This window comes from Ancrocorticia populi, assembly GCF_003123745.1.
Taxonomy (GTDB): domain Bacteria; phylum Actinomycetota; class Actinomycetes; order Actinomycetales; family Actinomycetaceae; genus Ancrocorticia; species Ancrocorticia populi.
Genome location: NZ_QETB01000001.1, coordinates 103839 through 130712, shown reverse-complemented (window position 1 = coordinate 130712; position 26874 = coordinate 103839). Strand labels below are relative to the sequence as shown.

Genomic DNA, 26874 nt, shown 5'->3' with positions numbered 1-26874 from the left:
TTACTTCAGGCCCAGACCACATTCGGCCAGGTAGTTGCGCATATTGATTGCGTTCTGCTTCGGGAACGTTGGCTCACACGGGTAGCAGTCCTGCTCGCAGATGCAGTAGATATCCTTGTCCAGCTCCGCCAACGCATCCACGAATGCATGCATTTCAGGCAGGCCTGCAGGCGGACACACGGATGCACCCTTGGTGACGGCCTCACCAAATGGCCAATCCTTCTCATGCGCTTCCTTGGTGATGTCCTCATCAAACGCCTTGATGTGAACATAGGTGATGCGCTCGGGGTAATCCTTGATCAGCTGTACCGGATCGCCGCCGCCATACACAACGTGGCCAGAATCGAGGCACAGGTTCACGTACTTCGGATCCGTTGCATCGAAGATCCGGGCGATCTCCTCCGGGGTTTCAATGTGGGAATCACCGTGGGGATGCAGCACCATCTTGAGTCCGTACTCATCAAGGAGCATAGCGCCAAGACGGTTTGCGTTATCTACGTATAGCTTCCAAGCATCTGGGGACAGGACGCGATCATCGGTCCACTCCCACGTCTTGTCATCGCGGTAGAGCGGAGGCAGGTGCACGATGTATTCCGCACCTACAGCGGCGTGCGTTTCCGCGATCGCGCGGAACGTCTTCTCTGTATCGGCCCAAGCTTCCTTCTTATGGAGGATTCCCCAGCCGGTTCCCGCCACAACCTTGAGACCAAGCTCGGTTGTCCACTTCGCGAGCTCCTTCGGATCCTTCGGGAAGTAGCCGTAGGGGCCAGTTTCGATGATCTCGAAACCTGCTGCCGCCATTTCTTCCATTGCTTGGCGCGGGTGCATCTGCTTCTCATCTTCAGGGAACCAGACTCCCCACTGATCAGGACAAACGCCAATTGCTAGCTTCGAGTACTTGGGATCGTTCGTATTCCGTGCCTTCGAGGCCATGGCCTCTCCTCTCCTCGTCCTTGAGACTCCATCTTTGGAGCGCGCTAATACTCTATCGCACGAGGTTCAGATTTGTACAGTCATTTGAAGAAACTTGAGTACATTTGTTTCTTTCTTTAGGGCAAAGGTCCGGTTTTGACGACGACGGCGTAGCACCCGTACGCGAACAAGCATAAGAAAAGCGGGTGGCCACCTAAAAGGCAACCACCCACTCCTCACTCAGCGAATCTCTTAATCCTCGCGTTGGAAGGACATCGTCGCTTCGTACGTAGCCTCGGAGGGCCAGCGGGACGTGATTGCCTTGCCGCGGGTGTAGAACTTGACGCCTTCGGGACCGTGGATGTGGGTATCGCCAAGCAGTGAATCCTTCCATCCGCCGAACGAGTAGTAGGCCACCGGCGTTGGGATCGGAACATTGATACCCACCATGCCAGCTTCAACGTCCAGTGTGAAGCGGCGGGCCATGCCGCCATCGTTCGTGAAGATTGCCGCACCGTTGCCAAACTCCGAGGAGTTGACGATTTCGATGGCCTCTTCGTAGCTGTCCGCCTCAACGATCGTCAAAACCGGGCCAAAGACCTCTTCTTGGTAAACCGGGGAATCCAGCGTCACCTTGTTGAGAATGGTTGGCTTGAGGAAGTGGCCATTTTCGTGGCCTGGCACCACGAAGTTGCGGCCATCCATAACCACATCTGCTCCACGCTTTTCGGCGTCATCAATAAGGTCAACGATTCGTGTCTTCGCCTTTGCGTCGATAACAGGACCCATCTCAACGCCCTCTTCTAGACCGGGGCCAACCTTAATGCCCTCGGCATGGGCCTTGACCTTGTTAGCGAGAGTTTCGCCAACGCCACCAACAGCTACCACAACCGGCAGGGCCATGCATCGCTCGCCAGCTGCTCCGAAGGCTGCAGCCGAGATGTGGCCTGCCGCGAAGTCTAGGTCCGCATCGGGGAGGACGATCGCGTGGTTATTGGCGCCACCGAGTGCCTGAACGCGCTTGCCGTGCGAAACTCCGGTGTCCTGAACGATGTGGGCAACCGGGGTAGAACCCACGAAGGAGATAGCATCAATACCGGGATGCTCCAGCACCTTCGTCACCATCGTGCGGTTACCGGACACCACGTTGAACACGCCATCGGGAAGCCCGGCTTCCTTGTACAGCTTGGCTGTGAGCAGCGCCGCGGAGGGCGTGGCCGATGCAGGCTTGAGGATAAATGCGTTACCAGTGGCAATAGCCACCGGATGCATCCACATCGGAACCATGGCGGGGAAGTTGAATGGGCAGATGCCAGCAACAACACCGACGGGCTGGCGCATTGTATGGATATCAACACCGCGAGAGATATTGAACGAGTGCTCACCCTTCAGTGCCGCGTTGATTCCACATGCAAAGTCGAGGGTCTCGCGACCGCGCTGGATTTCGCCGATGGCGTCTGAGTAGTTCTTGCCGTGCTCTGCAACGATCAGCTTGGCCATCTCATCCTGATGGTCCAATACGAGTTGGCGCATCTTAAACATGATGTCCACGCGCTTGGCAAGCGGGACATTCGCCCACTCTTTTTGGGCCTTCTTAGCAACTTCAACGGCATGATCCAGATCTGCATCCGAGGCTTGGAGCAGTTCGGCTTCCACTTCACCGGTAGCTGGGTTTTCCACAGCAAAACGGCCAGTTGGGGTGCCCTCGTAGTAAGCACCGTCTACCCAGTGTTCAATCGTCTTCATCGTCGCGAACTCCTTGTTCAATGTTTCACACCTTATGGTGCTTGCAGGCGCATGTGCCATGCTCACCACTACTTTAACCCATCGTAGGACTTTTGTCATGACATATGTGAAGTGTTGCATTCTTTCTTGTGCTGCAAACGCACCGTCTACCGAAGTTGCTAGGTTCTTCGGCTTTATGACGCAAACTTCATGTTCTTATGATTCACAGTTAGATAGTGACTAATAGAGTGCGGGAGACAATCTGGACCCACCATTTGCCAGATAGCCTCCCGCATTCATGAGCCCACATAGTTAGGGCGTTGGCCAGCAGCTCCGCAAAGTCCTTCAGACTCCACGTCGTTCACACCCCGCCGCCGCGTGCTCACTCCCCCAAGGCACGATGGCCAAGAGGGAAGCTATTCACTTTTTGCCGCAATGGATTACCGCAAGTAATGCCGCTGTGGCTTCTTGTACTCGAGGTGTTCCTGATAGGCCTGCTGAGTGCTCTCGATGCGAGACACTTCGGAAACTGGGACATCCCACCACGAGGAGGAGGGCGGATTCGGCCCGTATAGGTTTGTCTCGATATGGATCATGGTTGCCCTATCGGAGGCCTCAGCCTGACGGTAGGCATCCTTGAACTCCTCCATCGTATGTACCTCGATAACGTCGATCCCCCACGAGCGCGCGTTGGCCGCAATATCTACATCCAGCTTCGGTGTGTTGACTGCCGTGTGATCGGTACCGGTTCCGCCTTGACGGTACGTCGTACCGAATCGCTGGGAGCCATGGGATTCGGAGAGCGAACCGATAGAGGCGTAGCCGTAGTTCTGGAGCAGAACGAAGATTACCTTGATGTCCTCTTGGGTGATGGTAGCCAGTTCCATCGGGAGCATTTGGTAAGTGCCATCACCAACGATCGAGACCACTTCGGAATCAGGCAATGCCAGCTTTACACCCATCGCAGCAGGAATCTCATATCCCATGCACGAGAACGCATACTCAACGTGGTACTGCACTGGAGTCTTCGCACGCCAAAGCGCCTGAAGATCACCAGGCATGGAGCCTGCGGCATTGATCATGACATCGTTATCGCCCATCATTTCGTTGAGAGCGCCAAACACGTCAGTCTGTGCAGGAAGCGGCTGGTTATCAAGATGCGTGTGCTTGTAAACAAGCTTCTCCCACGCTTCCTTCTCCTGAGCAACCTCAGCGGCGTAATCTTCACTCACGCTGTAACCCTCAAGCTCCTTCGTGAGAGCGGTGAGAGCTTCGCGGGCGTCAGCAACAAGCATGTCGCCAGCATTCTTCACAGCATCAAACGCCTTGACGTTGATATTAAGGAACTTGACATCGGGGTTCTTGAACTGCGTCCGTGATCCTGTGGTGAAATCTGAGTAGCGAGTGCCGATTCCGATGACCAAATCAGCCTTATCAGCTAGGTGATTGGCAGCGTCACCGCCGGTCGAACCTACCCCACCTACAGATTGAGGGTGATCGCAATTGATGGCTCCCTTGCCAGCCTGAGTGTCTGAGACCGGAATTCCGGTGGCAGCAGCAAAGGCCCGCAGTTCTTCCGAAGCCTCCGAGTAGATTGTTCCTCCACCCGAAACGACGATCGGACGCTTGGCGCCGCGGATAAGATCCGCACCGCGTTTGAGCGACGCATCGTCAAGTGGCGCGCGGCGAATGTGCCACACACGCTTGTTGAACATCTCCACGGGGAAGTCGAAGGCTTCAGCCTGGACATCCTGAGGCATGGCCACAACAACAGCGCCCGTATCTGCGGGATCCGTGAGCGTGCGCATCGCCTGCATCAACGAGGGAAGCAGCTGCTCAGGACGGTTGATGCGATCGAAGAACGCCGAAACGGGGCGGAACGCATCGTTACAGGTGGTGTCCAACGTTTGAGGATTCTCGATCTGCTGTAGTACTGGATCTGGATAGCGCGTGGCGAACTGATCCGATGGGAACAGCAGAACGGGTACGCGGTTCGTTGTTGCCAGCGCTGCGCCTGTCACCATGTTCAGAGAGCCTGGACCAATGGAGGCCGTGCACATGTAGGTTTGCAGCCGATTCGTCGACTTGGCATACGCGGAGGCCGCGTGGACCTCACCTTGCTCGTTGCGCGGCATGATGTAGGGCATTTCGCCGCCATCCGGCTCGGGGTCAAGTTCGTTTTGCAGTAGGGCCTGGCCTAGACCCGCTACATTGCCGTGCCCGAAGATGCCGAATGCTCCGGCAATCAGGCGCTGCTCCACGCCGTCACGCTCGGAATACTGATTAACAAGGAAACGGATCGTTGCCTGCGCCACCGTTAGGCGGACCGTTTCAACTAGGGGTTTACTCATAATTTCTCCTGATGGGTTTGGAATAAGTGGCGCTCATCGATGAGGCCAAAACGGATGCGGGCCTACTACTCCATTGGGGTCATGGGCAGGCGTGAATCTACTTCTTGGGTCTCCCATGTTTGGCGTACCCATGTGTGGTGCGGATCGTCAGTCATTAGCCATACCGAATCCTCAGCCGGGCCAGCCATGACATTTAGGTAGTAGAGATCGTAGCCCGGAGCAGCAACAGATGGGCCGTGGTAACCGTAGGGCATCACAACGATATCTCCGTCTCGAACCTCGGTGCACACATCAATATCGTGGCCCGGGGAAGGATAGATCCGTTGAAGAGCGAAACCTTCGGTGTCGTTATCTCCGCGACGCACTTCGTAGTAGTAGACCTCTTCGAGGACGCGCTCAACATCGTTGTGCTCATCGTGCTTATGCGGAGGGTAAGAAGACCAGTTGCCGCCTGGCGTAAGCACCTCGGTTGCAAGCAGGTGCGAAGTTTCCAGATCATTGCCGAGCGCATAGTTGTTCACCTGGCGTGAGGACGGTCCAGCACCTCGGAGGCCAACCTGAACTTCATCGCGTGGGCAGTATCGCACCGGCAAATCCCTAGTTGCCTTGGCACCCGGGAGGGAGAAGCGCCCACCTTCCTTTGAGCTCACGCGGATATCCGTGTGGCGAGGGATGTAGATGTAGTCAGTGATATCTGTGAACACGGATTCACGGCCAGCAATCTCGTAGCTGCGCCCGTCAACCTCAACAGCGCATCCTCCCTGAAGTGGCAGGACCAAGAACTCGGCCTCGCCGCCTGGAACCGTCACACTCGCGCCAGCCTCGAGGGCAACGACGCGGAGTGAAGACCATTCCCAACCTGCGATTTCTGGCGAAAGGTCAAGGGCATATTCGTCGTGTGCGGTTTGACCCGCACGGATTACATACTTTTCGTTATTCATAGCAACTCCACAGCTTGGTCTACGGCCGCCTCAACATCATCATTGGGCGGATACAACAGTGAACGGCCAATCACAAGGCCGCGTACGTTGGGCTGGGCGAGAGCCTCAGCCCACAGGGCATGAGTGGCGTCGGGGTCATTCGATACTTCGCCCCCAAGGATCAGACTCGGCAGAGTCGTTGCCTCCATGACCCTAGCCATGTCCTGGATGCAGGGCAGCTTCAGCCACGTATGTGCGGAAGTTCGCGCAAGCCCGGACGCAATCGCGATAGAGCGAATCACCGCATCAGCTGAGAGATCGTTGACAATTCGATCTCCCTTCCATACGGATACAAATGGTTCCACCATTGCGTTCAGTCCACGTGCTGCAAGCTCGTCGATTGCGTGGGCACAGCTTTCCATTGTTGCCGCCGTGGCTGCATCCGAGTAGTTGAAGCGCAAGAGCATCTTGCCGCCAACGAGTCCTTGGGCCTCGATGCCTTCTGCGTCGTAGCAAGTAAACCGATCGTCCATCTCGAAGGATGCACCTTGAAGGCCCGCCCGGTTCATCGAACCCCACACGGCTTTACCATCAAGCGCTCCCAGAAGTGCGAGATCTTCGATCATGTCGGCGGTTCCAAGGAATCCGTTAACTCCAGGTCGGGATAGTGCCGCTACACATCGCTGAAGCACATCTTCTCGAGACTCCATCGCCATCCGATTGGCACCTGCGCCGAGTGCTCCGCGCGCTGGGTGATCGCACGCGATCACCATGAGCCGATCAATCTCCGCCAAAGCGGGTTGTGGACGATCAGCTAAACGCTTTTCAATCTGGACCGGGTCTGTTGCGCGAATACTCGAGAGTTTCTCAATGAGAGTCATCTGTTATCACCGCTTCTCAATCACTGGGGTGGTCTCGGGGTGGTTCTTAATCTTATGAAGGATCTCCACCTCAGTTGCCATTGCAGTTGAACACTCAAGCCGCGAGGCAACGATCGCACCTGCCGTCGAGGCGAACTGCAGCGCCTTAGGCAAGTCCCATCCTTGGAGTAACGCATGGGAGAACGAGCCACCGAAGGAATCTCCAGCGCCAAGTCCGTTGCAGACCTCCACGGGGGTCACGGGAACCACGATGCGTTCTTCCTTGGTCTTTGCGAGAGTTCCGAGTGGTCCTTGCTTCACCACAGCGATGTCTACACCACGTTCGAGCAACGCATCTGCAGCACGGTCGGGTTCAGTCTCACCCACAGCGATCCGACATTCATCCTTGTTGCCAATCGCAACATTCACCTTCGAGAGCATGCGCTCAACTTCAGCGTGCGCAATCTCTTCGTTTTCCCAGAACATGGGACGGTAGTCCAGATCGGCGATAGTCCACCCGCTACCGTTCCGCAGATCAAGCGCGTAATGATGAGCTTCACGGGAAGGCTCTTGCGACAGGCCCGTGACGGATAGCCAGAATACCTTGGCATTCGCCACGGCCTCATCGGGAATATCATCGGGGGTGAGCTGGAGGTCGGGCGCTGAAGGCTCCCGATAAAAGTAAAGCGGGAAATCATCAGGCGGGAAGATCTCACAAAACGTCACTGGAGTATTGAAGTTCGCGTTTCGGGCAACATACTCGTCAGAAACGCCGAGGCGCCGCATCTCGCGGCGTACGAACCGACCAAACGGATCTTCACCAACGCCTGTGATAACCGCGCTGCGGTTACCCAGCCGGGACGCTGCAACGGCTACGTTCGTCGGAGATCCTCCAAGAAACTTTCCGAAACTCGTCACATCTTCAAGTCCTACCCCTGTTTGCAAGGGGTATACATCAACACCGGACCGACCAATCGACAGCAAATCCAACGTATTGCCACCACCTGAACTACCCATCGTCAGTTCCTTCCACAGCTCTGGGGAGTGATACAACTACAATGTATGCGATACCCCTTCCCATGTCAACACTTTGTTCTAACATAACGCTTCATGGGCAATTCTCTAGTAGTATCAAGGAAATACACTGATATGCCGGATATGTTAGGGGAATGTCATGGCCGACTCGTCCTCAAAGCTTACGAACCCGTATGCACCCGAGATCGTCCTAGACCGCGATTCTGGAGAACCGTTATATCAACAGATTGCCAAGCCTCTCGAAGAAGCGATTACATCCGGCAAAGTTGAGCCTGGTCGTCTCATTGAAGATGAAGTTTCTATGGCTGGACGCTTAAGCGTCTCACGCCCAACAGCCCGCCGGGCACTTCAGGACCTTGTAGCGCGCGGACTCCTCACGCGCCGGCGGGGTGTTGGCACACGCGTAACCCCCTCGCAGGTCCGCAGGCCGCTCTCTCTTACCTCACTCAATGACGATCTTGTCAAAGCAGGTTTCGAACCACGTACCGAGGTGATGAGCTATGAAGTCAAGCTGGCAGCAGCTGACGAAGCCGATCTTCTGGGATGCGCTCCGGGAACAGAGATCATTCAGGTACGTCGCCGCCGTTTCATCGACGAACGGACACTGGCGATCATGATGAATCTTTTGCCAGCAAGCAGCGCACCTACATTGACCGAACTGTCCAATGGCGGCCTCTACTCCTGCCTCGCCAGACGCGGCGTCCAGCCCGCAACCGCCCAACAGTCCATCGGCGCCCGTAATGCCACAGAGGAAGATGCCAAGTTCTTGGAAACTGAAGTTGGTGCAGCACTCCTCACCATGGAGCGCACTGCGTATGACGCCGCGGGCAACGTAGTGGAGTATGGATCGCACATTTACAACGCGAACCTCTACTCATTTCACCTAGCCCTTGGGGCGGAGTAATCCACTCTCGATTCAGAAACGCAGAACACCACCAAGCGCATTGCGTTACAGCTCACATCCGCTGGTTAACGCCCGCAGATTTCCCATAGAAGATCTCGCAAACCCCCGCCAGTTCAACCAAAACACTGAATTGAGCGCCGGCTCGCAGTTTTGAAAAACTTATGGACAGCACCGTTGGAGCGCGCTAATAAAGCCCATCCCAAAATCTCTATTGACAGGACATTTAGGTTCAGCCATACTCATTGCAACGTGCTAACGCGCGTTAGATCTAAACCCAATGGAGCCAATGGAGGTTCAAAATGAGCAAGGACGTGCTCAACGTTGCCGTGATCGGCGCGGGTATGGCAGGAACCACGCATGCCAACGCGTGGCGCCAGGTCGGAACCGTTTACGATCTGGGATTGCCGAAAATCCACCTGCACACGATCGCAGATGCATACATGCCGTTCGCGGAAGATGCAGCTGAGCGTTACGGATACGACAATGCAGTAGACGACTGGAGGAAGGTGGCGGATAACCCAGAGATCGATATCGTTTCGATCGTTGTGGGTAACGCGCTACATCGCGAAATCGCTGAAGCCCTAATCCGCGCTGGAAAGCATGTCCTGTGTGAAAAGCCGATCGCGGACACGCTGGAGAATGCTAAGGCGATGGCGGATTCAGAGAAGGAAGCAGGCGTGGTGACGTCTGTTGGCTTCACTTTCCGCCGCAACGCGGCACTTGCAGAGATTGCTAAGCTGGTCAAGGAAGGCCACTTCGGGGAGATTGGCCATATAGACGGCCGTTACTGGTGCGATTACGGATGCGATCCAAATACGCCGATGGCGTGGCGTTACAAGGGCCCGATGGGTACGGGTGCCCTCGGCGATGTGGGCTCACACCTCATTGACACCGCTGAGCTTGTGTGTGGTCCGCTCAAAGCGGTTTCGGGCGCAACGATGGCCACGATCATCAAGGAGCGTCCGGTTGCCAAGGGGCACGTCACGCGCGGAACCGCACTGGATACTGAAAATGCGGAGTTGGACACCGTCGAAAATGATGATGTTGCAACCTTCACCGCCGAGTTCGAGAATGGTGCGATTGGCACGTTCTCCTGTTCTCGAGTCGCATGGAATATGCCGAATTCGCTGCAGATTCAGGTATTGGGTACGAAGGGACGCGCTGAGTGGGATCTAGCTCGCACGGGTGAGATTAAGGTCGACGACGTGAATTCTCCCGCGGGCCTCGGCGGCCCGCGCCAGGTGCTCGTGAACCCAGACTTCCCATATTACGGCCGGGGCAACTCAATGCCAGTTGCCGGGGTTGGCCTCACACAGATCGAGCAGTTCACCTATCAGGCGCATGCCTTCCTCCAGCAGGTCGCTGGAGTTGAGGATGGACTGCCGAAGTGCGCTACATTCGCGGACGGCTACCGCGAGATGCGCATCGCCGATGCCATCGCACGCTCTGCCGCGGCCGGCGGAACACGCATCGAAATCCAGTAGTACTCATACGGTGGGGCGGGTTCCCGCCCCACCGATTCCACGGCCACATACTCCGCATCTGTGTGAGGGGCCGTGCTCTCTTACTCCGCCTCACACGGTGAGGAAAACAAAGGAGACAAGGATGTCATCCCCTTCAACTACCCCCACTGCGCTTTCTCCAGAAGAAATAAGCGCACTCGCACAAAATACACCACCATCCGGCAAGAAGCGTTCAGTCAAGTTTGTTGCGCTTGCCGCAACCCTCGGATCACTACTCTTTGGCTATGACACGGGAGTGATTTCCGGTGCGTTGCCGTATATGCAGATGCCACAGGATGGCGGCGGGCTCGCCCTGACCCCGGTTGAAGAGGGCCTCGTGGGCTTCTTCCTTCTTATCGGGTGCGCATTCGGTGCTTTATATGGTGGCCGGCTCTCAGATAAGTACGGGCGGCGGCACAACATCTTGCTGCTTGCTGGAATCTTCCTCGTGGGTGCTATTGCTTGCGCGATCGCCCCGAACCTAATCATCCTTTACCCTTCGCGTTTCGTGTTGGGCTGTGCGGTAGGTGGAGCATCAGCTACCGTTCCGGTCTATCTTGCGGAAACTGTACCGAAGCGTATACGCGGGGTGCTCGTGGGTATTGACCAACTCATGATCGTGACCGGACAGCTTCTGGCCTTCATTGTGAACGCCGTGATTGCAAACATCACTGGTGGCCCCGATGTTGTCTTAGCAGAAGTTGAAGCAGGGACCACCGCTAAGATCAACGGAGTTGAGACAGCACTACAAGCCGGTCAAATGTACTCCTGGGACGTGTTGAACTCGATCGATCCATCTCTGTTTACAATCGACTCCGGTAATGGCAACACCTGGAGATGGATGCTCATTGTCTGTTCGATCCCGGCCATCGCTCTGTGGATATCCATGCGAATGATGCCCGAATCCTCGCGCTGGCACGCCGCAAACTACCAGTTCGCCGAAGCTATTGGATGCCTCAAGCGCGTACGCACAGAAGACGACAATATCGAAGAAGAATTTACTGAGATGGTCGTGGCGCGTCAGAGCCAAGAGGAAGAAGAAAAGCTCAGCCTCAAACAGATTCTCAAGGTTAAGTGGCTTCGTAAGCTACTCATCATTGGCGCTCTGGTAGGGATCTTCAATCAGACCACCGGTGTCAACACGATGATGTACTACGCGCCTAAGGTGCTTCAGCAAGCAGGATTCGGGACGCAAGCTGCAATCACGCTTACCGTACTCACGGGAGTAGCCTCCGTGATCGGCTCCGCGCTAGGCCTTTATCTCCTCAATAGATTCAGCCGCCGAACCGTCCTGATCGGAGGAACAGTTGGCCTGACTACCATGTTGGCAGTCTTGGCTCTCGTGTTCCATTTCGGCATCACCCCTTATCTTGAGGCGGACAATATGGCCGCGATGCCCACATTCATCCCCTATCTGGTGGTCGTTGCCATTATCTTCTTCATGCTCTTCATGCAGTCTGGGAATGCTCCAGCTACCTGGGTAATCATGTCCGAACTGTTCCCCAGCCGCGTTCGTGGCGTTGCAATGGGATTGGCGGTCTCCTGCATCTGGATCTCCAATGCGATCATCACCTTCGCATTCCCACCCATTATGGACGTCGTTGGCCCAACAGGAACTTACGTCATCTTCGTTGTCATCAACATCATTGCCATCACATGGATGGTCAAGGTGGTACCTGAAACGAAGTTCGCATCCCTCGAAGAACTTGAAGAGCAATTCGAAGAGCAGTACTCGTAACACCACAAGTCTTGGAACAAAGTATTGACATTAGCTGTTTCATGTCAGTATCTTTGTAACTGTAGTCAAAGACATTCCAAAGACGGTCTGTATACATGTCCACACTTAGGAGCAAAAGTGAGTAACCCCTCTCTGACCCCCGGCCCACTATTAACCGCTGCACAGAGCTTCGATACTGTTCTGTGGAACGATTCCTCAGACCTTGATGAGCTTACGCAGTCCATTTCTTTTGGCGGAGTTGGCGCCACCTGCAACCCAGTAATCGCCTACACCACAATCTCCAAGCATCCCGAGATCTGGGGCCCGCGCATCAAGGCGATCGCGGAGGCGAACCCAACATGGGGTGAATCTGAGATTGGCTGGCGCGCAGTCAAGGACATGTCCATCGAGGCCGCCAAGCTCCTTGAGCCCGCTTTCGAGAAGTACGACGGTCGTAATGGCCGCCTCTCCGTCCAAACTGATCCCCGCTTCCACCGCGACGCTAAGAAGCTTGCGGATCAGGCGGTTGAGTTCTCCGAGATGGCGCCGAACATCGTGGTAAAGGTTCCCGCAACTAAAACGGGTATCGAAGCTATCGAGGACGCCACCTACCGCGGCGTCTCCATGAACGTCACCGTTTCCTTCTCCGTACCTCAGGCAGTTGAAGCCGGCGAGGCAATCGAGCGCGGCCTCAAGCGCCGTGAGGCTGAGGGCAAGGACATCTCAAAGATGGGGCCGGTTGTTACCATCATGGTTGGCCGCCTCGATGACTGGCTGAAGTCCGTAGTGGCACGCGACGGCATCTACATCGATCCTTCCGCGCTTGAGTGGGCTGGCGTTGCAGCGGTCAAGCGCGCGTACGGCATCTTCAACGAGCGCGGGCTGCGTGCGCGCGTGCTCGTGGCCGCATTCCGTAACGTTCTGCAGTGGTCCGAATTCCAGGGCGGCGATGTAGTGGTATCCCCGCCGTTCAAGTGGCAGAAGATCATCAACAACTCCGATTACGAGCCCACCGCCCGCATGGACATCCCTGTTGATGAGTACTACATCGAGCAGTTGCGCCGGATCCCCGACTTCAACCGTGCATATGATGTTGACGGCATGACGGTAGAAGAGTTCGAGTCCTTCGGCCCCACTGCCAAGACCCTCCGCCAGTTCCTGAATGCTGATGCGGACCTTGACGCGCTGGTCCGCGACCTGCTGGTCCCAGCACCGTAAGCAGCAACACGCTCTAACTGCTCTCCAGATATTGGTTTTGGTCGCTCTAGCCAATGTCTGGGGAGCAGTTCCGTTACCACAGCTCAGAAAGCGGAAAGCCTGAGACCGTTCGCCGCTGAACTGATCTCAGGCTTCCCTATCGGGGCGAATCCACCAATGTGCCCCGCTCACTGGTGCCTATGACACCACGTCTTGATCCTGGCGGCTGAAGTTCACCTGCTTGCTGCCAACTCGCTCCCCGACTAAGCGCTGCCGCCGAAAGATCCACCGGCGCTGCACGGAGAAGCTCAGCACGAAGCAGGAGACATCCATGATCACCTTGGCGATCCACGGAGCCAGCCCGATGAGTGTCAGGATCTCTACACCCACGATCGTGATGGATAGCAACGCCACGGCCAGAGCCACGTACTGAACGGCCTGCCGCTTGATGCGGTCACGGGACGTATCCCCAAACACTCGGCTCTTGTTCGCGAGAAAGTTGACCACGCCTGAGGCAACCCGCGACGCAACCACCGCGAAGGCCAGCCCAACGGGTCCAGACAGCCCGAGCACGCTCGCCAGCACCACGAACACGAACATTTCCAACGCCCAGCATCCGAACCCCACTGCGCCAAAGGACAGCAGCGGCCGGAACACCCGCGCGGAGTCCGTGACTGGCCGGAAGTGGGAACCAGCATTCCCATCCTCATATACGGTATCGATCTGAACTTGGATGATCTCCTGCCCAGAATCGGCCGTGGCCAGCAGCGCGTTGAGCTCCCACTCGAAGCGATCTCCCGGCACCGCCAAAAGCCGCCCCAGCTGTCCCGGCCCGTATGCCCGCAGCCCGGTCTGAGTATCACGAATCTTCACACCAGTTGCCAGCCGGAAGAACGCCGCCGTGGCCCAGTTCCCGAACCGCGAGCGCACCGGCACCTTCCCCACAAACTCCCGAACGCCCAGCACAACGGCCTCGGGGTGGGCCCTAGCAGCCTCCCCCACCTTTGCGATGTCCTCGGGGCGATGCTGCCCGTCTGAATCGGCGCACACCACAACCTCGTCTGACGCATGCTGCATGCACCACTCGAATCCGGTGCGCAGCGCGTAGCCTTTCCCTCGGTTAATGCCGTATCCGATCACGGTCACGTTCCTGCGGTCCAGCGCATTAAAGACCGTTTGGTATTCGGGACCTGATCCGTCGTCGACAATCAAAATACGGCAGGCCGGCAACTCGGTCTGGAGCGATTCAATCAGCTCCACAAGCGCAAGAGTTGGTTCAAGAGTAGGAATTAGAATAATCATGAGAGATCCTCAATGTAGAGAATGTCCGAGGTTCCGCGTTCGCTGCCGTTGGACGGCTGGTTGACAACCTCGCCGTTGAAATACATGGTTGATGAGCCACCGCCGTCTAGGTTGTAAGCCGTTTCGCATCCGAGTGAGACCATGAGTTCGGCCGCTTCCGTCATGGTGACTCCGCGCGAGTAGCCATCGTCCCTTCCATCGACGACGACGAATACCAACGTTCCGTCCGACTTCACACCTACGAGGGTGCGCGGCTGCTCTCCCTGAATCGAGTGATTACCGAAGTTCGTATCGATCTCAATATCGTCAATACCGTCGATGACAGAGCCGTTTTCCACAATGGCCGGGCCGAAGGAGAGGGTGTTCCACACGCCGTCCTCTACAAGTTCATCCGCGGTAGTGGCCGTTTCGTCATAAAGCTCCACAGTTCCGTCTTCATAGAAGGCGAGACCTTCGCGGGCGCCCTCGTCGCGATACACAACACCGTTGCGGATCACGATTCCGGTGTCACGGAAGCCGTAGTAATCGCCGTTAATGGCGAAGACGGCATCGTTGTCCTCTGCGATGTTTGAGGTGGTATCGGTGATGGACTGGCCGAACTGATCGTTCGCGAAGGCTGATCGCAGTGCTGTGGCATCCGTTAGATCCACGGTGGCAACGTAATAGGTGACGGTATCCTCACCCGATCCTGCGGTCTGTTGCTCCACGGTGATCGATGCGTTTTCACCTTCATATGTGGAATCCGTGACGGTTGCCGTGCCGTCACTCGCGTACTCCGTGACAGTTGAGCCTTGCTCAGCTTCGTATTCGCTCGCACTTGCGATTTGGACGTGATCTATCACGAAGCGATCAAGCGCCCAGCCGCCTACGCCTGCCACAGCAAGGGAAACGGCAAGGCTACTGCCGATGATTGCCCGGCGTACTTTCTTATTCTTTGGCTTGCGCGGCTTTTCCTCGGGGGTTTCCGCTTCGTATTCGTTGTTCATGCTTCGAGTGTGAGGCGCGAACTTTGTGTAGGCGTGAGGCGAACTTATGAAGAACCTATGAAAAGAAGTCTTAACATCCACCTGTTACAAACACAGTTTCAACACAGGTTTCGCTTTCAGTCTAGAGCCATACGACGAAAGGAAAACCTCCCATGAACTGGATACTCATCGCAGCCGATGTTGTCCTCATCAGCATTCTCGTACTCGGCTTTTACCGGGCCCGACATGGCCGTAAAGATCTTGTCATTTCGTTTATCGGCGCGAACATCGGCGTCCTGATTGTGGCAGGTGCCCTGTCAAGCGCCTCCACCTCATCCTCTCTGGGAGTCGGGCTGGGACTGTTCGGCGTTCTCTCCATCATCCGCCTGCGCTCCACCGAACTTGAGCAGTACGACGTTGCCTACTTCTTCTCATCTCTAGCAATGGGATTGCTCGCGGGGTTGGGCGTTGGCGAACCGGTGCTCACCGTTGCTCTCATGTCGCTACCTGTTGTGGCCCTTGCGATCATCGATCACCCCCGGTTCCTCGGTGCGTCTAGGCACCAACGCATGATCTTGGACCACGCCTATCCGTTAGAAAGCGAGCTCAAGCTTCAATTGGAGCGCTCTCTCATGGCCGAAGTTGTTGACGTTTCGATCGTTATGACGGACATGGTTCAAGATAAGACCATCGTGGACGTCACCTACAAAGTAGATGGGCGCCAGAAAAACAGTGGGCTCGGAAAGAAACAGCGGTCTGCCCACGTCAAGCCCGGCGAAGACCGCCTAGGCATTGAAGATCCCGCCTCCCCGTGGACTCTTCAGGCCGAGGAATCCTCAATCATGGTGGACGAACGATGAGTGAACTAGCAACAACTCTGCCGTCCATTTCTCTCAGTGACATGAACAGGCAAGCCTCCCTCCAGACCCGGATAGACCGCAAGTATGTGCTCACGGCGGACCAAACCGCAGATCTCGTGGCGTGGATCGGTCAGGAACATCCGGACACTCAGGTGCTGGAAGTAGAGGGCGAGCGTGCCAGCCTCTACGACTCGATGTACTACGACACGGAAAACCTGACTTGTTTCCGAATGGCGCTCCAGCAAAACAGGCGCCGCTTCAAGGTGCGGACACGCTGCTACGTGGATTCCGGGGACAGCTTTCTTGAGACCAAGACGAAGTCCAACCAAGGCAAAACGGTGAAGAACCGCATCCCGTGGAGCGAGGAATGGAGCCTTGAGGATGACACACCCTGCGAGTTCCTAGCGGAATCCCTAGCCGATACTCCGTTTGCGGTAAATCACGACGATCTTGGCCAGCCCGTGGCGGGACCGGAGCTTGTCCCGGCATTGCGAACCGTATACTTCCGCACCACTCTGCTGTTGCCGAGCGATCACGCCCGCATCACCCTTGATCAGAAGCTGCGCTGGCAGGATCCCTCGGGGTCTTGGATTGAGGCGCTGGGCGGCGTGATCCTAGAAACCAAGACCTCAGGCAGCCCATCAGCCGTGGACCACTTCCTGTGGGACCGGCGGCAGCGCCCGATCCCCTCATCGAAGTACTCCATCGGCATCTCTCTCACGCATAACGCACTACCCACGCAGCGCTGGACACGCGCAATCAAGCGACTCAACGCTCAAGAAATACGCAAAGGACGTCATTGTGACCTTGTCAAATAGGTTCTCAGAGCGCAAGTGGACCTCCCACAACTCAAAGAACACCGCAGCTTTCGTTACCCTAGCGCTAGCCAGCGCGGTAACCCTGAGCGCCTGCAGCTCCGATTCAGACGAGGCCTCGGCCGATGAAACGGCAACGGAATCAACCGCAGTGGCCATCACGGATGTGAGCAATCTCGAAGACGCCACACACTACAGCGAATCGGACGCGGATTTCGAGGAGGCGCACGTTACCGAGATCGCCTTAGATGGCGATACCGTGAGCGCCTCTGGCGCCAATTCCGATGGCGTGGCCGCCCAGGAAGCTGATGGCGAGGCCGTTATTACCGTGACGGGCGGCGGAACCTACCGCTTCTCGGGAGAGCTTTCCGGTCATGTTGTGATCACGGCAGATTCCGAAGAGGACGTCCAGATTATCCTGAACGGCGCCACCATCACGTCTGATACGGATGCCGCCGTTTCGATTACAGAGGCCGATGATGCCACCGTGATCGTGGCTGACGGAACGGAAAACACCCTCACCGATGGCTCAACACGCAACGGGCAAACCGCCGAGGAAGCGGAAGCCGCAGAAGCAACTGAAGAGGCCACTGACGATGAGTCTTTCGTGGCCAACGCCGCCCTATACTCGAAGGCCGACCTCACGATCACCGGCACGGGCCAGCTGACCGTGGACGGCACCTATGAGGACGGAATCCACTCGAAGGACGGCCTGGTCATCACTGGGCCGAACGTCACCGTGCAGGCTGCGGACGACGGAATCATCGGCAAGGACTATCTGGTCCTAGTAGATGGCACCGTGGACATCACGTCCGTGGATACCGGATTCGGCTCAGATAATGAGGACGATGCCGATCGCGGATGGCTCTCAATCCTCGGTGGATCTATCACAGTAGACACAGGGGATGATGCCATTAAGGCCGAAAACGCCCTAGCTATCGCAGAGGGAACCGTTCTGGTTACCGCCTCAGAAGAGGCCATTGAGGCCGCCAACATCGAGATCCTCGGCGGCGATATCGATCTTACTTCTGCCGACGATGCCATCAATGCCTCCGGCGGCTACGGCACAGAATCATCGGATACGGCCGATGATCCTCAGGGTGACATGGGCGGCCAGATGCCGCAAGACGGCGAGAGGCCCACTGACATGCCAACGGATATGCCCACGGACATGCCCACGGACATGGCTGAGGGCGGAGACGGTCAAGCACCCCAAGGCGGTGGCGGCATGGATCAGGCTGGCAACCAGTCCATCACGATTTCGGGTGGAACGATCGTCATGGATGCCGAAGGTGACGGCCTCGATTCGAATGGGTCTATCACGATGACGGGCGGAGACGTAACGGTCAATGGGCCAGTCAACGGAGGGAACGGGGCGATCGATTTCGCGGGAACATTCGATATCAGCGGCGGCACGCTCCTCGCAATCGGAAGCTCGGGAATGGCCGAGGCCCCGGATACGGATTCGGATCAGGCTTCCCTGAGCATCACGCTCTCCGAGACGGTCAATTCCGGAGCAACCCTCGCGGTTGCGGATGCGGACGGCAACATTGTCACAACGTTCACCACGATTAAGGAAATCCAGTCGGTGGTCTTCTCCTCCGCGGACGTCACGTCCGGCACCGAGTACACGGTGTATCAGGTAGAGGATGGCGCAACGGACGTATCGGATGGCACCCAGCTGGGCACGGGCACGGCTGGCGAGTACACCAACGCGATGCAGCCTAACTGACGGAAGATTGAGAGGCACCCCCTATGGCAGCGCATAATATAGTCATGGCGGATTCACCTGATCAAAGTTCTGCGCTGTCCATGGGGGTGGGCCCCGAGCTCATCAAGCTTCGCGATAAGCTCCCCCAGCTCCAACATGCAGACGGCACCCCGTTGCACGCGCTAGTGGTTGACGATGAGCCAACTCTCGCCGATCTCGTGGCGATGGGCCTAACGATCTGCGGTTGGGAGGTTACGGTAGCAAACGAGGGGCGGAGCGCCGTTGAGCAGGCGCGCAGCACGAACCCAGACGTCCTAGTACTGGACTGGATGCTTCCAGGGATGGACGGCCTTGAAGTTCTCTCCAAGATCCGCGCCTTCGATTCAGAGGTCCCCGCGCTCTTCCTCACGGCGAAGGATTCGGTTGAGAACCGCATCGAGGGACTGACGGCGGGCGGAGACGATTACCTGACGAAGCCCTTCGCCATGGAAGAGCTGCTGATCCGCCTACACCGGTTAGTCCAGCGCTCGGGTGTAATCGCGCAAGATTCGAGCGAGCTCACCGTCGGCGATCTCCGAATGAACACGAGAACGCATGAGGTCGCCCGCGCCGGCGAGGAGATCGATCTGACTGCTACCCAGTTCGAGCTACTGCGCTACCTCATGGAAAACGCACGGGCTGTCCTGTCCAAGAACCAGATCCTCGATCACGTATGGGGCTTCGATTTTGGTGGTCACTCCAACATCGTGGAGCTTTACATTTCCTACCTGCGAAAGAAGATTGATGTGGGCCGTGAACCGATGATTCACACGGTTCGGGGCGTGGGCTATGTCATCCGCCCCGTCTAGCCCGCCCGTGGTCAAGCGAAAGACGTCGCTTGCCACCCGCACGATGGTGGGTGTGGTCTCGCTGGTCGCGGTTGTACTCGTAGCGCTCGCTGCCACCACCTACGTGATTGCTGGGCGCGTTGTTGATTCCGAACTCGAGGATAACCTTGAGCAGGTTTGGCAGCGCACGAACGGCTTTCTGGTTGAGGAAAAGCCCGAGACGAACGCGCCTCCCGTCGATCCAGACGATTTCGACGATCTTTTTGACGACGACGACGTCATCACTCCCACTCCCACCGGACCCGTAGATCCTATGGATCGTGATCCCCTCGAGACGCCCGGCCTGCCGATCGGCACCATTGTGTATTTGGTGGGCGAGGATTCTGTTCAATCCGGCATAGTGAATTCGGAAGGAACAACCGAGGAGCTGGACGATGATGATGCGGAAACGATCAAAGCCGCCGTCTCGGGCGGAAACTCACGAACCGATCGATCAGGCCACACGTTCACGCGTCTAGATTTGGCGGGCGCCGAATACCTAGTTCAGTTCAATACGCTCAATGCCCCTGGCGAAACCGAGGTTTCGGGCAGCGACTCAACCACACTTGTTACTGCAATTCCCGCAACCGACGCGAATCAGACGAAGTCAAACCTCCTAGTCATCGAAGCTACTGGTGCCGCCATCGCCCTGGTGATCGTGGGATTCGGTGTGTGGTGGTGGGTACGCAGATCGATGCTCCCGCTGGGGAACGTCTCCGGTGTTGCCGCGCGGGTTTCCCGCGTACCAATGGAATCGGGGGCGGTGGATCTAACTCGGTACCGCGTGCCGAACGATCTGGCGCAACCAACCGACGAGGTAGGCGATGTTGGCTTCGCCCTCAACCAGCTCATCGATTCCGTTGACTCAGCTCTGGCCGAGCGCACGGCGTCAGAGAATCAACTGCGCCAGTTCGTGGCCGACGCATCGCACGAACTTCGGACACCGCTTGCTGCCGTGCGCGGCTACTCAGAAATGATGGTCCTCACCGAGCCCCTCACGGAGAACGGGCGCACGCTGCTAGGGCGCGTACAGACCCAATCGGAGCGCATGAGTGAACTGGTTGAACAGCTACTCTTCCTCGCGCGCATGGATGCGGCCGAGGCTCAGGCGCACTCCCAACTCCAGACTGAGCCCGCCCAGGTCTCACAGGTGGACCTCGGCGAGCTCCTCATGGATGCCGTCTCCGATGCACACGCTGCAGGACGCGATCACCACTGGGAGGTGCAGGTGCCGGATGAGCCAGTCTCAATCACTTCAGAAAACCCAGAACAGCTCTCGCGGCTCATGACAAACCTGCTCTCGAACGCGCGCAAGCACACCCCGGAGGGCACGAACGTAAGCACGAGACTATTGAGCGAAGAGGGCCAAGCAGTGCTGACGATCGCGGACGATGGGCCGGGAATTGCGCCGGAGCTAGTCACTAAGGTGTTCGATCGGTTCGTGCGCGGAAGTGATGCGCGTGCCCCATCCGAAGGATCAACGGGTTTGGGACTCTCGATCGCACGCTCGGTGGCCGAAGCGCATGGCGGAAGCATCACGGTGGACTCGGCGCCGGGCAGCACAGTGTTCACCGTCAAGCTGCCGTTGGCATAACCAAATCGCATTCAGTACCCGGCATCTCCTGCACAGTTGAGGTCTTTTGAACGCAGTGTTCCCACGTTTGCGTTAATTCGCAGAATCCACGCGGCCCCACTCGCCGGCGTAGAAGCGGCCGAGCGTCTCCGCCTTGAACTCCGCGTATGTGCCGTCCTGCATGGCACGGCGAATGCTGGCTACCAGTTGCACGGTGTAATACTCATTGTGGATGGTGGCCAGTGTAGAGCTGATCATTTCCTTTGCCTTGAAGGCGTGATGTAGGTATGCACGCGAGTAGTGCGTGCAGGTATAGCACGCGCACCCTGGCACGAGCGGTCCGAAATCACGCTTGAACTGCTGGCGCGTCACGTTGAAGCGCCCATCTGGCGAGTAGATGGCGGCGTTGCGGGCCACGCGTGAGGGATTCACACAATCAAAGGTGTCCGCACCGGCCTCCACGGCCGCGAAGAAATCGTCCGGCTCCGAGATACCGAGCAGGTGGCGCGCACGATCCTCAGGGAGCTCCTCGCTCACCCATCCAACGATGGTTCCGAGGTTCTCTTTCTCAAGTGCACCGCCGATTCCGAAGCCGTCGAACCGTTGGCCGTTCACCTCCATGGCCCCTAAGTCGCGGGCGGCCTTACGGCGTAGATCCTCGTACTGAGCACCCTGAATCACACCGAAAAGCTGCTGATACGGCTTGTTGCTGCGCGCCTCGGTAAGCTCGCGGTGGGCAACGAGGCAGCGTTCGGCCCACAGTCGGGTGCGCTCCAGTGCCTCCTCCTGATAGCCGCGCGAGTTGAGCAGCGTCGTGAGCTCATCGAACGCGAACATAATGTCCGCGCCCAGCTCATGCTGGATCTTCATGGAGACTTCTGGCGTGAAGCGGTGCATAGAGCCGTCGAGGTGGGATCGGAAGGATACGCCGTCGTCGTCAACGTTAGCGAGCCTCTCCTTCGAAGGCGCCACGTCCAAATCACTCTTGCCCTTCCCGGAAAACTCCTCGGACAAGACCTTCTTGAAGCCCGAGCCGAGTGAAAGTACTTGGAAGCCGCCGGAATCCGTGTAGGTGGGTCCGGGCCAATTCATGAACTTAGAGAGCCCACCAGCCCCATCCACGATGTCCGAACCCGGCTGGAGGTAGAGGTGATACGCGTTGGCCAGAACAGCCTGCGCACCGATGCTCGCCACCGATTCTGGCAGCACTGCTTTGACCGTTGCCTTCGTACCCACCGGGATGAACGCTGGAGTCTCAATGTCCCCGTGCGGCGTGTGGATGATGCCCGTGCGTCCGAGGCCATTTTCGAGGCGGTTCTGAAGCGTGAAGCCAGTGTTTTCCATTACTTACTTTCTAAGTACAACGGTTCGCGGGCCTTGAGCCAGCCCACAACAGCATAGGTGACGGGCAGGAGGATCGCTTCCACCGCCACCTTATAAATGAAGCCCACGACGGTCAGGTTGAGGATGGTTTCTAATGGCATGTCACCTGCAAGGATGAGACCGCCCCATGCAACGGCGCAGAACACCACGGTATCCACGGCCTCGCCCACTAGGGTTGAGCCCATCAGCCGCGCCCACAGGTGCTTTTCGCCCCAGCGTTTCTTAATGCGTATTAACACATAGGAGTTCAGGAGCTGGCCGCACAGGAATCCAAGCGTCGAGGCCGCAACGAAACGCGGGACCACACCCACCACTGCCGCAAATGCTTCTTGGTCCGCGTAGTCCGAGTTAGGTGGAAGCGCCACCACGATCGCGAACACAACCGAGGCGAGGATCTGGACTAGAAAGCCCGTGACGATGACGCGACGGGCGCGGCGGAATCCATATACCTCGGAAAGGACGTCACCCAGAATATAAGTCAGAGGGAACAGGATCGCGCCACCATCAAACACGAGCTTGATCGGGCCGATACTCGCCCCGATGAGTTTTGTGGCGGCAATGTTGGATACCAAGAGGAACGCCACAAATAAGACGGCAATAATGTCGTAATATCCGCGGATCGTGGCAGGCTTTTGGGTGGTTTCAGTAGTTTCGCGCATACGGCTTCCTGTCAATACGTGTATCTCCAGTTCGCCCGGCGCTGCCACCACCAGGACCTGTGACACCGCCAAGCTGTAGCGAAGTGCGATGCCCAGAGACCGCCGATCACTCGGCAATCCGAGGGAAAGTATAGCGGATCGTTGCTAAATAGCACGCTCTCTAGAACTGTATGCGGATCACCGGCTGGCCATCTGCATCGCTGACGGCTTGGCTGATTTGGAGTTCCTCGCCCTCGCGATAGCCGATTGTTTGGCCGGGCATGAGGAATGAATCCGAGCTAATGATGTAGTCCGAGATGTTCGCGAGCATCGCGAACACATCCTCTTCACTGTGCGTCGAGTCAATCACCTCAAGGTCTAAGTGACCGAAGAGTGGGAGACCGAGCGTGCGGCCATGCACCAGATCCGGATGGAAAATGCGTACGGCCACCCAGAGTGGAAGGGGCGCTTGCCCCTCGGTGAGCGAATTGGCAAGCTCCGTGACCATGTCGGGTGGCTGCACAACGCCCAACTCGTTGCGGAACACGCCAATGGCTGCCTGCTCGCGCACCAAGGCGTCCATTACCTCCGTCATGACGATATGGGCACTCACCATGCGCTTCCTGCGCTTGGCCTCGGGAAGATCGGATGGACTTTGTGGCTCGGCTACCGGTGCTTCCTTCAGCGGCGCGTAGCAACTGACCGCCACATAGAAGTTGTGATTAGGGAGGTGCCCTCCCTCGACGGGGAGCTGGCCGCGTTCGGGAGTGATCATGACAAGCACTTCGTCCACCATGAACTGCATAATCCGGCCAGCCGGACTCCCCTCCCCGAGTGCACCCTCGGGGATCTCATGCCACTCAGGTTCGATTTTCTCACTCCACAGTTCACCGATTCGTGCCACTGCCGCATCAACGTCGATGGGCGCCGTATACAGGACAGCGGTGGAGAGGAACTCCGGGGCCATAGGGTGCAATGCCGAAAGTGGGAGCTGCTCGCTCATTCATTCTCCTCAATAAAAACACTGGGTGGTGCGAGACGACAGCAGCATTCTCGCACCACCCAGCTAGTAGGCAAAGAACCCGATGCTCCCATCCGCTCACCTCAGTTGGGTCGGCGTTGCTTTGCCCGTGCGCACATCCGGAAACCGGAGACGCAAGCTTCATTTGTGACAGGACACCCTTGCAAAAGATCTCCTAGCCATAGTGTAGGCAGGTTCCATCGGCCCTGCCAATATTTCGAGCAATCTAGATCCGCCTGTTGAGACTTGGCGTTATTGGGGGCGGGGTTGAACTGTATGTGTGGCCGGTGGGTGTGGTGATGTTTCGGGTGCTGGGGCTGGTTGGGGTGTGGTGCCAGCCGGGGTTTTCTTTGGTGTAGTTACAGCGGGCGCAGAGCCCGGTCCCGTTGCCAGCGCTTGTGTGGCCGCCTTTGGCGAACGGGTGGGCGTGGTCTAAATGGGCGATGGGTGCGTTACACCATGGGGTCCGGCACTGCTGATCACGCAGAACCAGAGCTCGTCGTAGTGCGCCGGTGAATTCGCGTTTCCGGGTGTCGATCTTTGTGATGTCGCCGGTGACCGGATCGGTCAACACTCGCCGTAGAAACACCCTAGCTGGGGTCTGGTGATCATGGACCGGGTCAAGCATGTCCCGCGCGAGTGCTGCAGGGATGGGACCATAGCCGGGCATCCACGCGGCAGTAAACACATCCTCGGCGTGCCGGCCCGTATTATCAATGACCGGAGAGACGGAAGCAGTATGCCCCGGAGTCTGAACTGTGCTGGTTGTGCCGAGCAGTGTTTCGTCGGTCATGACCAGCTGGACTTCGATGTTGACTGCCTCAGCATGGGATTGCCCCGTCAGGCGCTGGACGAGCAGGTCGGCTTCGAGCTGGGTCGGGCCAGCCTGCACGGTCTCCTCGCTGAAGGCCATAGAGGTGGCCGCCTCGTGGAGGGCTTTCTTACAAGCAAAAGCCTGCCCTAACGGTAGTAGGGCGGTCAGGTAGGCCATCCCCGAGGGTGCCGGACGTATGTTCACCGCCCGGGCAGACTTAGCCAGGGCGTGGGCTTTCAGGTAGGCGACTGGGTCGGCCTGCTGGGCTAGGGCCCGGACCTCACCGGCCAGACGGCGCGAGCCGGTCTTTCCGTAGCGGGGTGCCATATGCCGATCGATCGCGGTTTTGCCTGCCGGGTCTAGGTGGCTGGTTTCTTTGACCACCAGCCCCACCGTGTACTCCGACAGCCTCCCGTCCGAAAGGGCAGCTAACGCGTGGGGCATGTCGGTGGTGAGAGTGTGGGCGGTGCGTACCGCTGCGGATCCTTGCTGGGGTGAAACCCTCCTAGCGAGTCCGATCTCGCTGCCGATGCCTCTGGCGCGCTGTTCCAGCTTGATACCAGCATCTGCCTCGGCCTGGTCACGACGATGGCGAAACTCCTCGGTCGCGACCACCTGTGCTGCGGCGGCGGCGCTTTTAATGTCCTCTAACAGGCGGATCTGATCAATACAGGCCGCCTCGCTACCAGCAGCCAGCTGTCCGCGCAGCAAATCCTGCACGATCTGCAGGACCCGCACGGCCCCGGCGCCGTCGCCAGTGGCTGACCCGGCGAGCACGGCGGCTGACTCAGCCACCCACTCGGCCTCTTGAGCCGCGTATTCCACCTCAGTGGGAGGAAGCAGCTGCACGTCGGGATCAGTCATATGAACAAGGAGGGCGAGCTGGTCAGCACACCGCTGCGAACCACATGTCACTGTTTCGCGAGCCTGATCTTCTACTGCGCCCACCACATCCACCCCCCTCGTGCCTTCCCAAAAACTGCTATATGTCCGAATGATTGTTCTAGCCCGAGTTTACCGAACGACCATTCGAAACACAATGCCTAAACACACCCAAACAGCATCAATAAATACGGAGAGAGGAGAAAACGTCGTCGTCGTTATTAAATACCTTCAGGCCCACGCAAATCCATAAAATACGGACCCTTTGCACGCAACTCCTGACGGTACATGTCCTTCCACTGGCGCCACGGCTCCTTGGAAAGGTAATCGTTGGTGAAGCGGAGATCCTCGGTCACCTCGGTGCGGCAAAAACTGGGGATACGGAGGTCGGTGACGGGCGCAAGCCGCTCGCATTCGGCGATAATCAAGCCTTCGTTCTGGCCGCCGAAAACGTCGAACTCCCAGCCGTCTTCGTCGTACCAGAGGGAGTACCGATTCTTGAGGATAACGTTGGGCGAACGGCGGAGGATCTGCTCGGCAACGGAAACGTCTACTTCGGCCTCCATCTCGTAGCGCTCGCCGGTGCCAGCGGGAGATTTCACGGCGATCCAGGCTGCAACCTCGTCCCCGGCCTCCGCGAGAAGCCCAACCAGCAAGCGCCGCTCGTATGCCCCAAGGAAATCAACCGTGTCATCGAACGGAGGCAAATCCACGGCCCGCCCCGGAAACGCCAGGCGCATCCGAACCGCGTAACCGTCCGCCGCGAAAAGGTAGGCCTGCACGATCACCTGATGGGAGCCGTGCTCCAACGCTTCGCTGGGAAGCTCCTCCACAAAGAACTTCCGCTCGAATTCAAAGTTGAGGGTCTCGAGATCTGGTAGATCGCTCATATCCCCAGAATACGAGAAAAACACCCTGACG

The 26874-nt window shown here is 57.6% G+C and carries 22 protein-coding genes; 9 read left to right on the top strand and 13 right to left on the bottom strand.

Annotation, left to right across the window (positions count from 1 at the left end):
- The 6 genes from DD236_RS00620 to iolC form a co-directional block, all read right to left on the bottom strand.
- Window positions 1-933: a sugar phosphate isomerase/epimerase family protein gene (locus DD236_RS00620; protein WP_109092455.1), complete on the bottom strand. Its 933-nt coding sequence runs from the start codon at window positions 931-933 to the stop codon at window positions 1-3.
- Window positions 934-1164: 231 nt separating this feature from the next.
- On the bottom strand, window positions 1165-2658 hold the full coding sequence (locus DD236_RS00615; protein WP_109092454.1) for a CoA-acylating methylmalonate-semialdehyde dehydrogenase: 1494 nt from the start codon (window positions 2656-2658) through the stop codon (window positions 1165-1167).
- 419 nt (window positions 2659-3077) lie between these two features.
- Window positions 3078-4991, bottom strand: coding sequence for a 3D-(3,5/4)-trihydroxycyclohexane-1,2-dione acylhydrolase (decyclizing) (iolD, locus tag DD236_RS00610; RefSeq protein WP_423716451.1), 1914 nt, complete (start codon window positions 4989-4991; stop codon window positions 3078-3080).
- A gap of 62 nt (window positions 4992-5053) precedes the next feature.
- Entirely contained in the window at window positions 5054-5929 is an 876-nt protein-coding gene (gene iolB / locus DD236_RS00605) for a 5-deoxy-glucuronate isomerase (RefSeq protein WP_109092452.1), read from the bottom strand.
- Window positions 5926-6789, bottom strand: a complete 864-nt coding sequence (locus DD236_RS00600; RefSeq protein ID WP_109092451.1) for a Cgl0159 family (beta/alpha)8-fold protein — start codon at window positions 6787-6789, stop codon at window positions 5926-5928. The genes iolB and DD236_RS00600 overlap by 4 nt, the downstream gene beginning before the upstream one ends.
- A gap of 6 nt (window positions 6790-6795) precedes the next feature.
- On the bottom strand, window positions 6796-7785 hold the full coding sequence (gene iolC / locus DD236_RS00595) for a 5-dehydro-2-deoxygluconokinase (RefSeq protein ID WP_109092450.1): 990 nt from the start codon (window positions 7783-7785) through the stop codon (window positions 6796-6798).
- 157 nt (window positions 7786-7942) lie between these two features.
- Between iolC and DD236_RS00590 the strand changes: the two genes are divergently transcribed.
- From DD236_RS00590 to DD236_RS00575, 4 genes are all read left to right on the top strand, one after another.
- Window positions 7943-8707: a GntR family transcriptional regulator gene (locus DD236_RS00590; RefSeq protein ID WP_109092449.1), complete on the top strand. Its 765-nt coding sequence runs from the start codon at window positions 7943-7945 to the stop codon at window positions 8705-8707.
- Window positions 8708-9006: 299 nt separating this feature from the next.
- The gene (locus DD236_RS00585; protein WP_109092448.1) at window positions 9007-10191 is read left to right on the top strand and encodes a Gfo/Idh/MocA family protein; all 1185 of its coding nucleotides are present in this window, start codon (window positions 9007-9009) and stop codon (window positions 10189-10191) included.
- A 121-nt stretch (window positions 10192-10312) separates the two neighbouring features.
- Window positions 10313-11947 carry an MFS transporter gene (locus DD236_RS00580; RefSeq protein ID WP_109092447.1) on the top strand — a complete coding sequence of 545 codons (1635 nt, stop codon included), beginning with the start codon at window positions 10313-10315 and terminating at the stop codon, window positions 11945-11947.
- A gap of 117 nt (window positions 11948-12064) precedes the next feature.
- On the top strand, window positions 12065-13144 hold the full coding sequence (locus DD236_RS00575; protein WP_109092446.1) for a transaldolase family protein: 1080 nt from the start codon (window positions 12065-12067) through the stop codon (window positions 13142-13144).
- 177 nt (window positions 13145-13321) lie between these two features.
- Here DD236_RS00575 and DD236_RS00570 read toward each other — a convergent pair whose 3' ends face one another.
- Together DD236_RS00570 and DD236_RS00565 are read right to left on the bottom strand one after the other, a co-directional pair.
- Window positions 13322-14425 (bottom strand): bifunctional glycosyltransferase family 2/GtrA family protein, encoded by a 1104-nt coding sequence (locus DD236_RS00570; RefSeq protein ID WP_109092445.1) that lies wholly within the window; start codon window positions 14423-14425, stop codon window positions 13322-13324.
- Window positions 14422-15411, bottom strand: a complete 990-nt coding sequence (locus DD236_RS00565; RefSeq protein WP_109092444.1) for a phosphodiester glycosidase family protein — start codon at window positions 15409-15411, stop codon at window positions 14422-14424. Before DD236_RS00565 ends, DD236_RS00570 begins: the two co-directional genes overlap by 4 nt.
- 152 nt (window positions 15412-15563) lie before the next feature.
- Here DD236_RS00565 and DD236_RS00560 point away from each other — a divergent pair, with 152 nt between their 5' ends.
- The 5 genes from DD236_RS00560 (at window position 15564) to DD236_RS00540 (ending at window position 21236) form a co-directional block, all read left to right on the top strand.
- Entirely contained in the window at window positions 15564-16250 is a 687-nt protein-coding gene (locus tag DD236_RS00560; protein ID WP_109092443.1) for a DUF4956 domain-containing protein, read from the top strand.
- The gene (locus DD236_RS00555) at window positions 16247-17068 is read left to right on the top strand and encodes a polyphosphate polymerase domain-containing protein (RefSeq protein ID WP_109092442.1); all 822 of its coding nucleotides are present in this window, start codon (window positions 16247-16249) and stop codon (window positions 17066-17068) included. Before DD236_RS00560 ends, DD236_RS00555 begins: the two co-directional genes overlap by 4 nt.
- Entirely contained in the window at window positions 17052-18797 is a 1746-nt protein-coding gene (locus tag DD236_RS00550) for a carbohydrate-binding domain-containing protein (RefSeq protein ID WP_165819777.1), read from the top strand. The genes DD236_RS00555 and DD236_RS00550 overlap by 17 nt, the downstream gene beginning before the upstream one ends.
- 80 nt (window positions 18798-18877) lie before the next feature.
- Complete coding sequence (locus tag DD236_RS00545; RefSeq protein WP_109093236.1) at window positions 18878-19624, top strand: response regulator transcription factor; 747 nt, start codon at window positions 18878-18880, stop codon at window positions 19622-19624.
- On the top strand, window positions 19605-21236 hold the full coding sequence (locus tag DD236_RS00540; protein WP_109092440.1) for a sensor histidine kinase: 1632 nt from the start codon (window positions 19605-19607) through the stop codon (window positions 21234-21236). The genes DD236_RS00545 and DD236_RS00540 overlap by 20 nt, the downstream gene beginning before the upstream one ends.
- Before the next feature lie 72 nt (window positions 21237-21308).
- On the opposite strand, the gene tgt is transcribed toward DD236_RS00540, so the two are convergent.
- From tgt to DD236_RS00515, 5 genes are all read right to left on the bottom strand, one after another.
- Window positions 21309-22559, bottom strand: coding sequence for a tRNA guanosine(34) transglycosylase Tgt (tgt, locus tag DD236_RS00535; RefSeq protein ID WP_109092439.1), 1251 nt, complete (start codon window positions 22557-22559; stop codon window positions 21309-21311).
- Window positions 22559-23257, bottom strand: coding sequence for a queuosine precursor transporter (locus DD236_RS00530; protein ID WP_109092438.1), 699 nt, complete (start codon window positions 23255-23257; stop codon window positions 22559-22561). The genes tgt and DD236_RS00530 overlap by 1 nt, the downstream gene beginning before the upstream one ends.
- Window positions 23258-23417: 160 nt before the next feature.
- Complete coding sequence (locus DD236_RS00525) at window positions 23418-24239, bottom strand: DUF4261 domain-containing protein (RefSeq protein WP_109092437.1); 822 nt, start codon at window positions 24237-24239, stop codon at window positions 23418-23420.
- 244 nt (window positions 24240-24483) lie between these two features.
- Window positions 24484-26022 (bottom strand): HNH endonuclease, encoded by a 1539-nt coding sequence (locus DD236_RS00520; RefSeq protein WP_207785639.1) that lies wholly within the window; start codon window positions 26020-26022, stop codon window positions 24484-24486.
- Between the two features lie 152 nt (window positions 26023-26174).
- Window positions 26175-26843, bottom strand: a complete 669-nt coding sequence (locus DD236_RS00515) for a CYTH domain-containing protein (RefSeq protein ID WP_109092435.1) — start codon at window positions 26841-26843, stop codon at window positions 26175-26177.
- Window positions 26844-26874 lie beyond the last annotated feature (31 nt).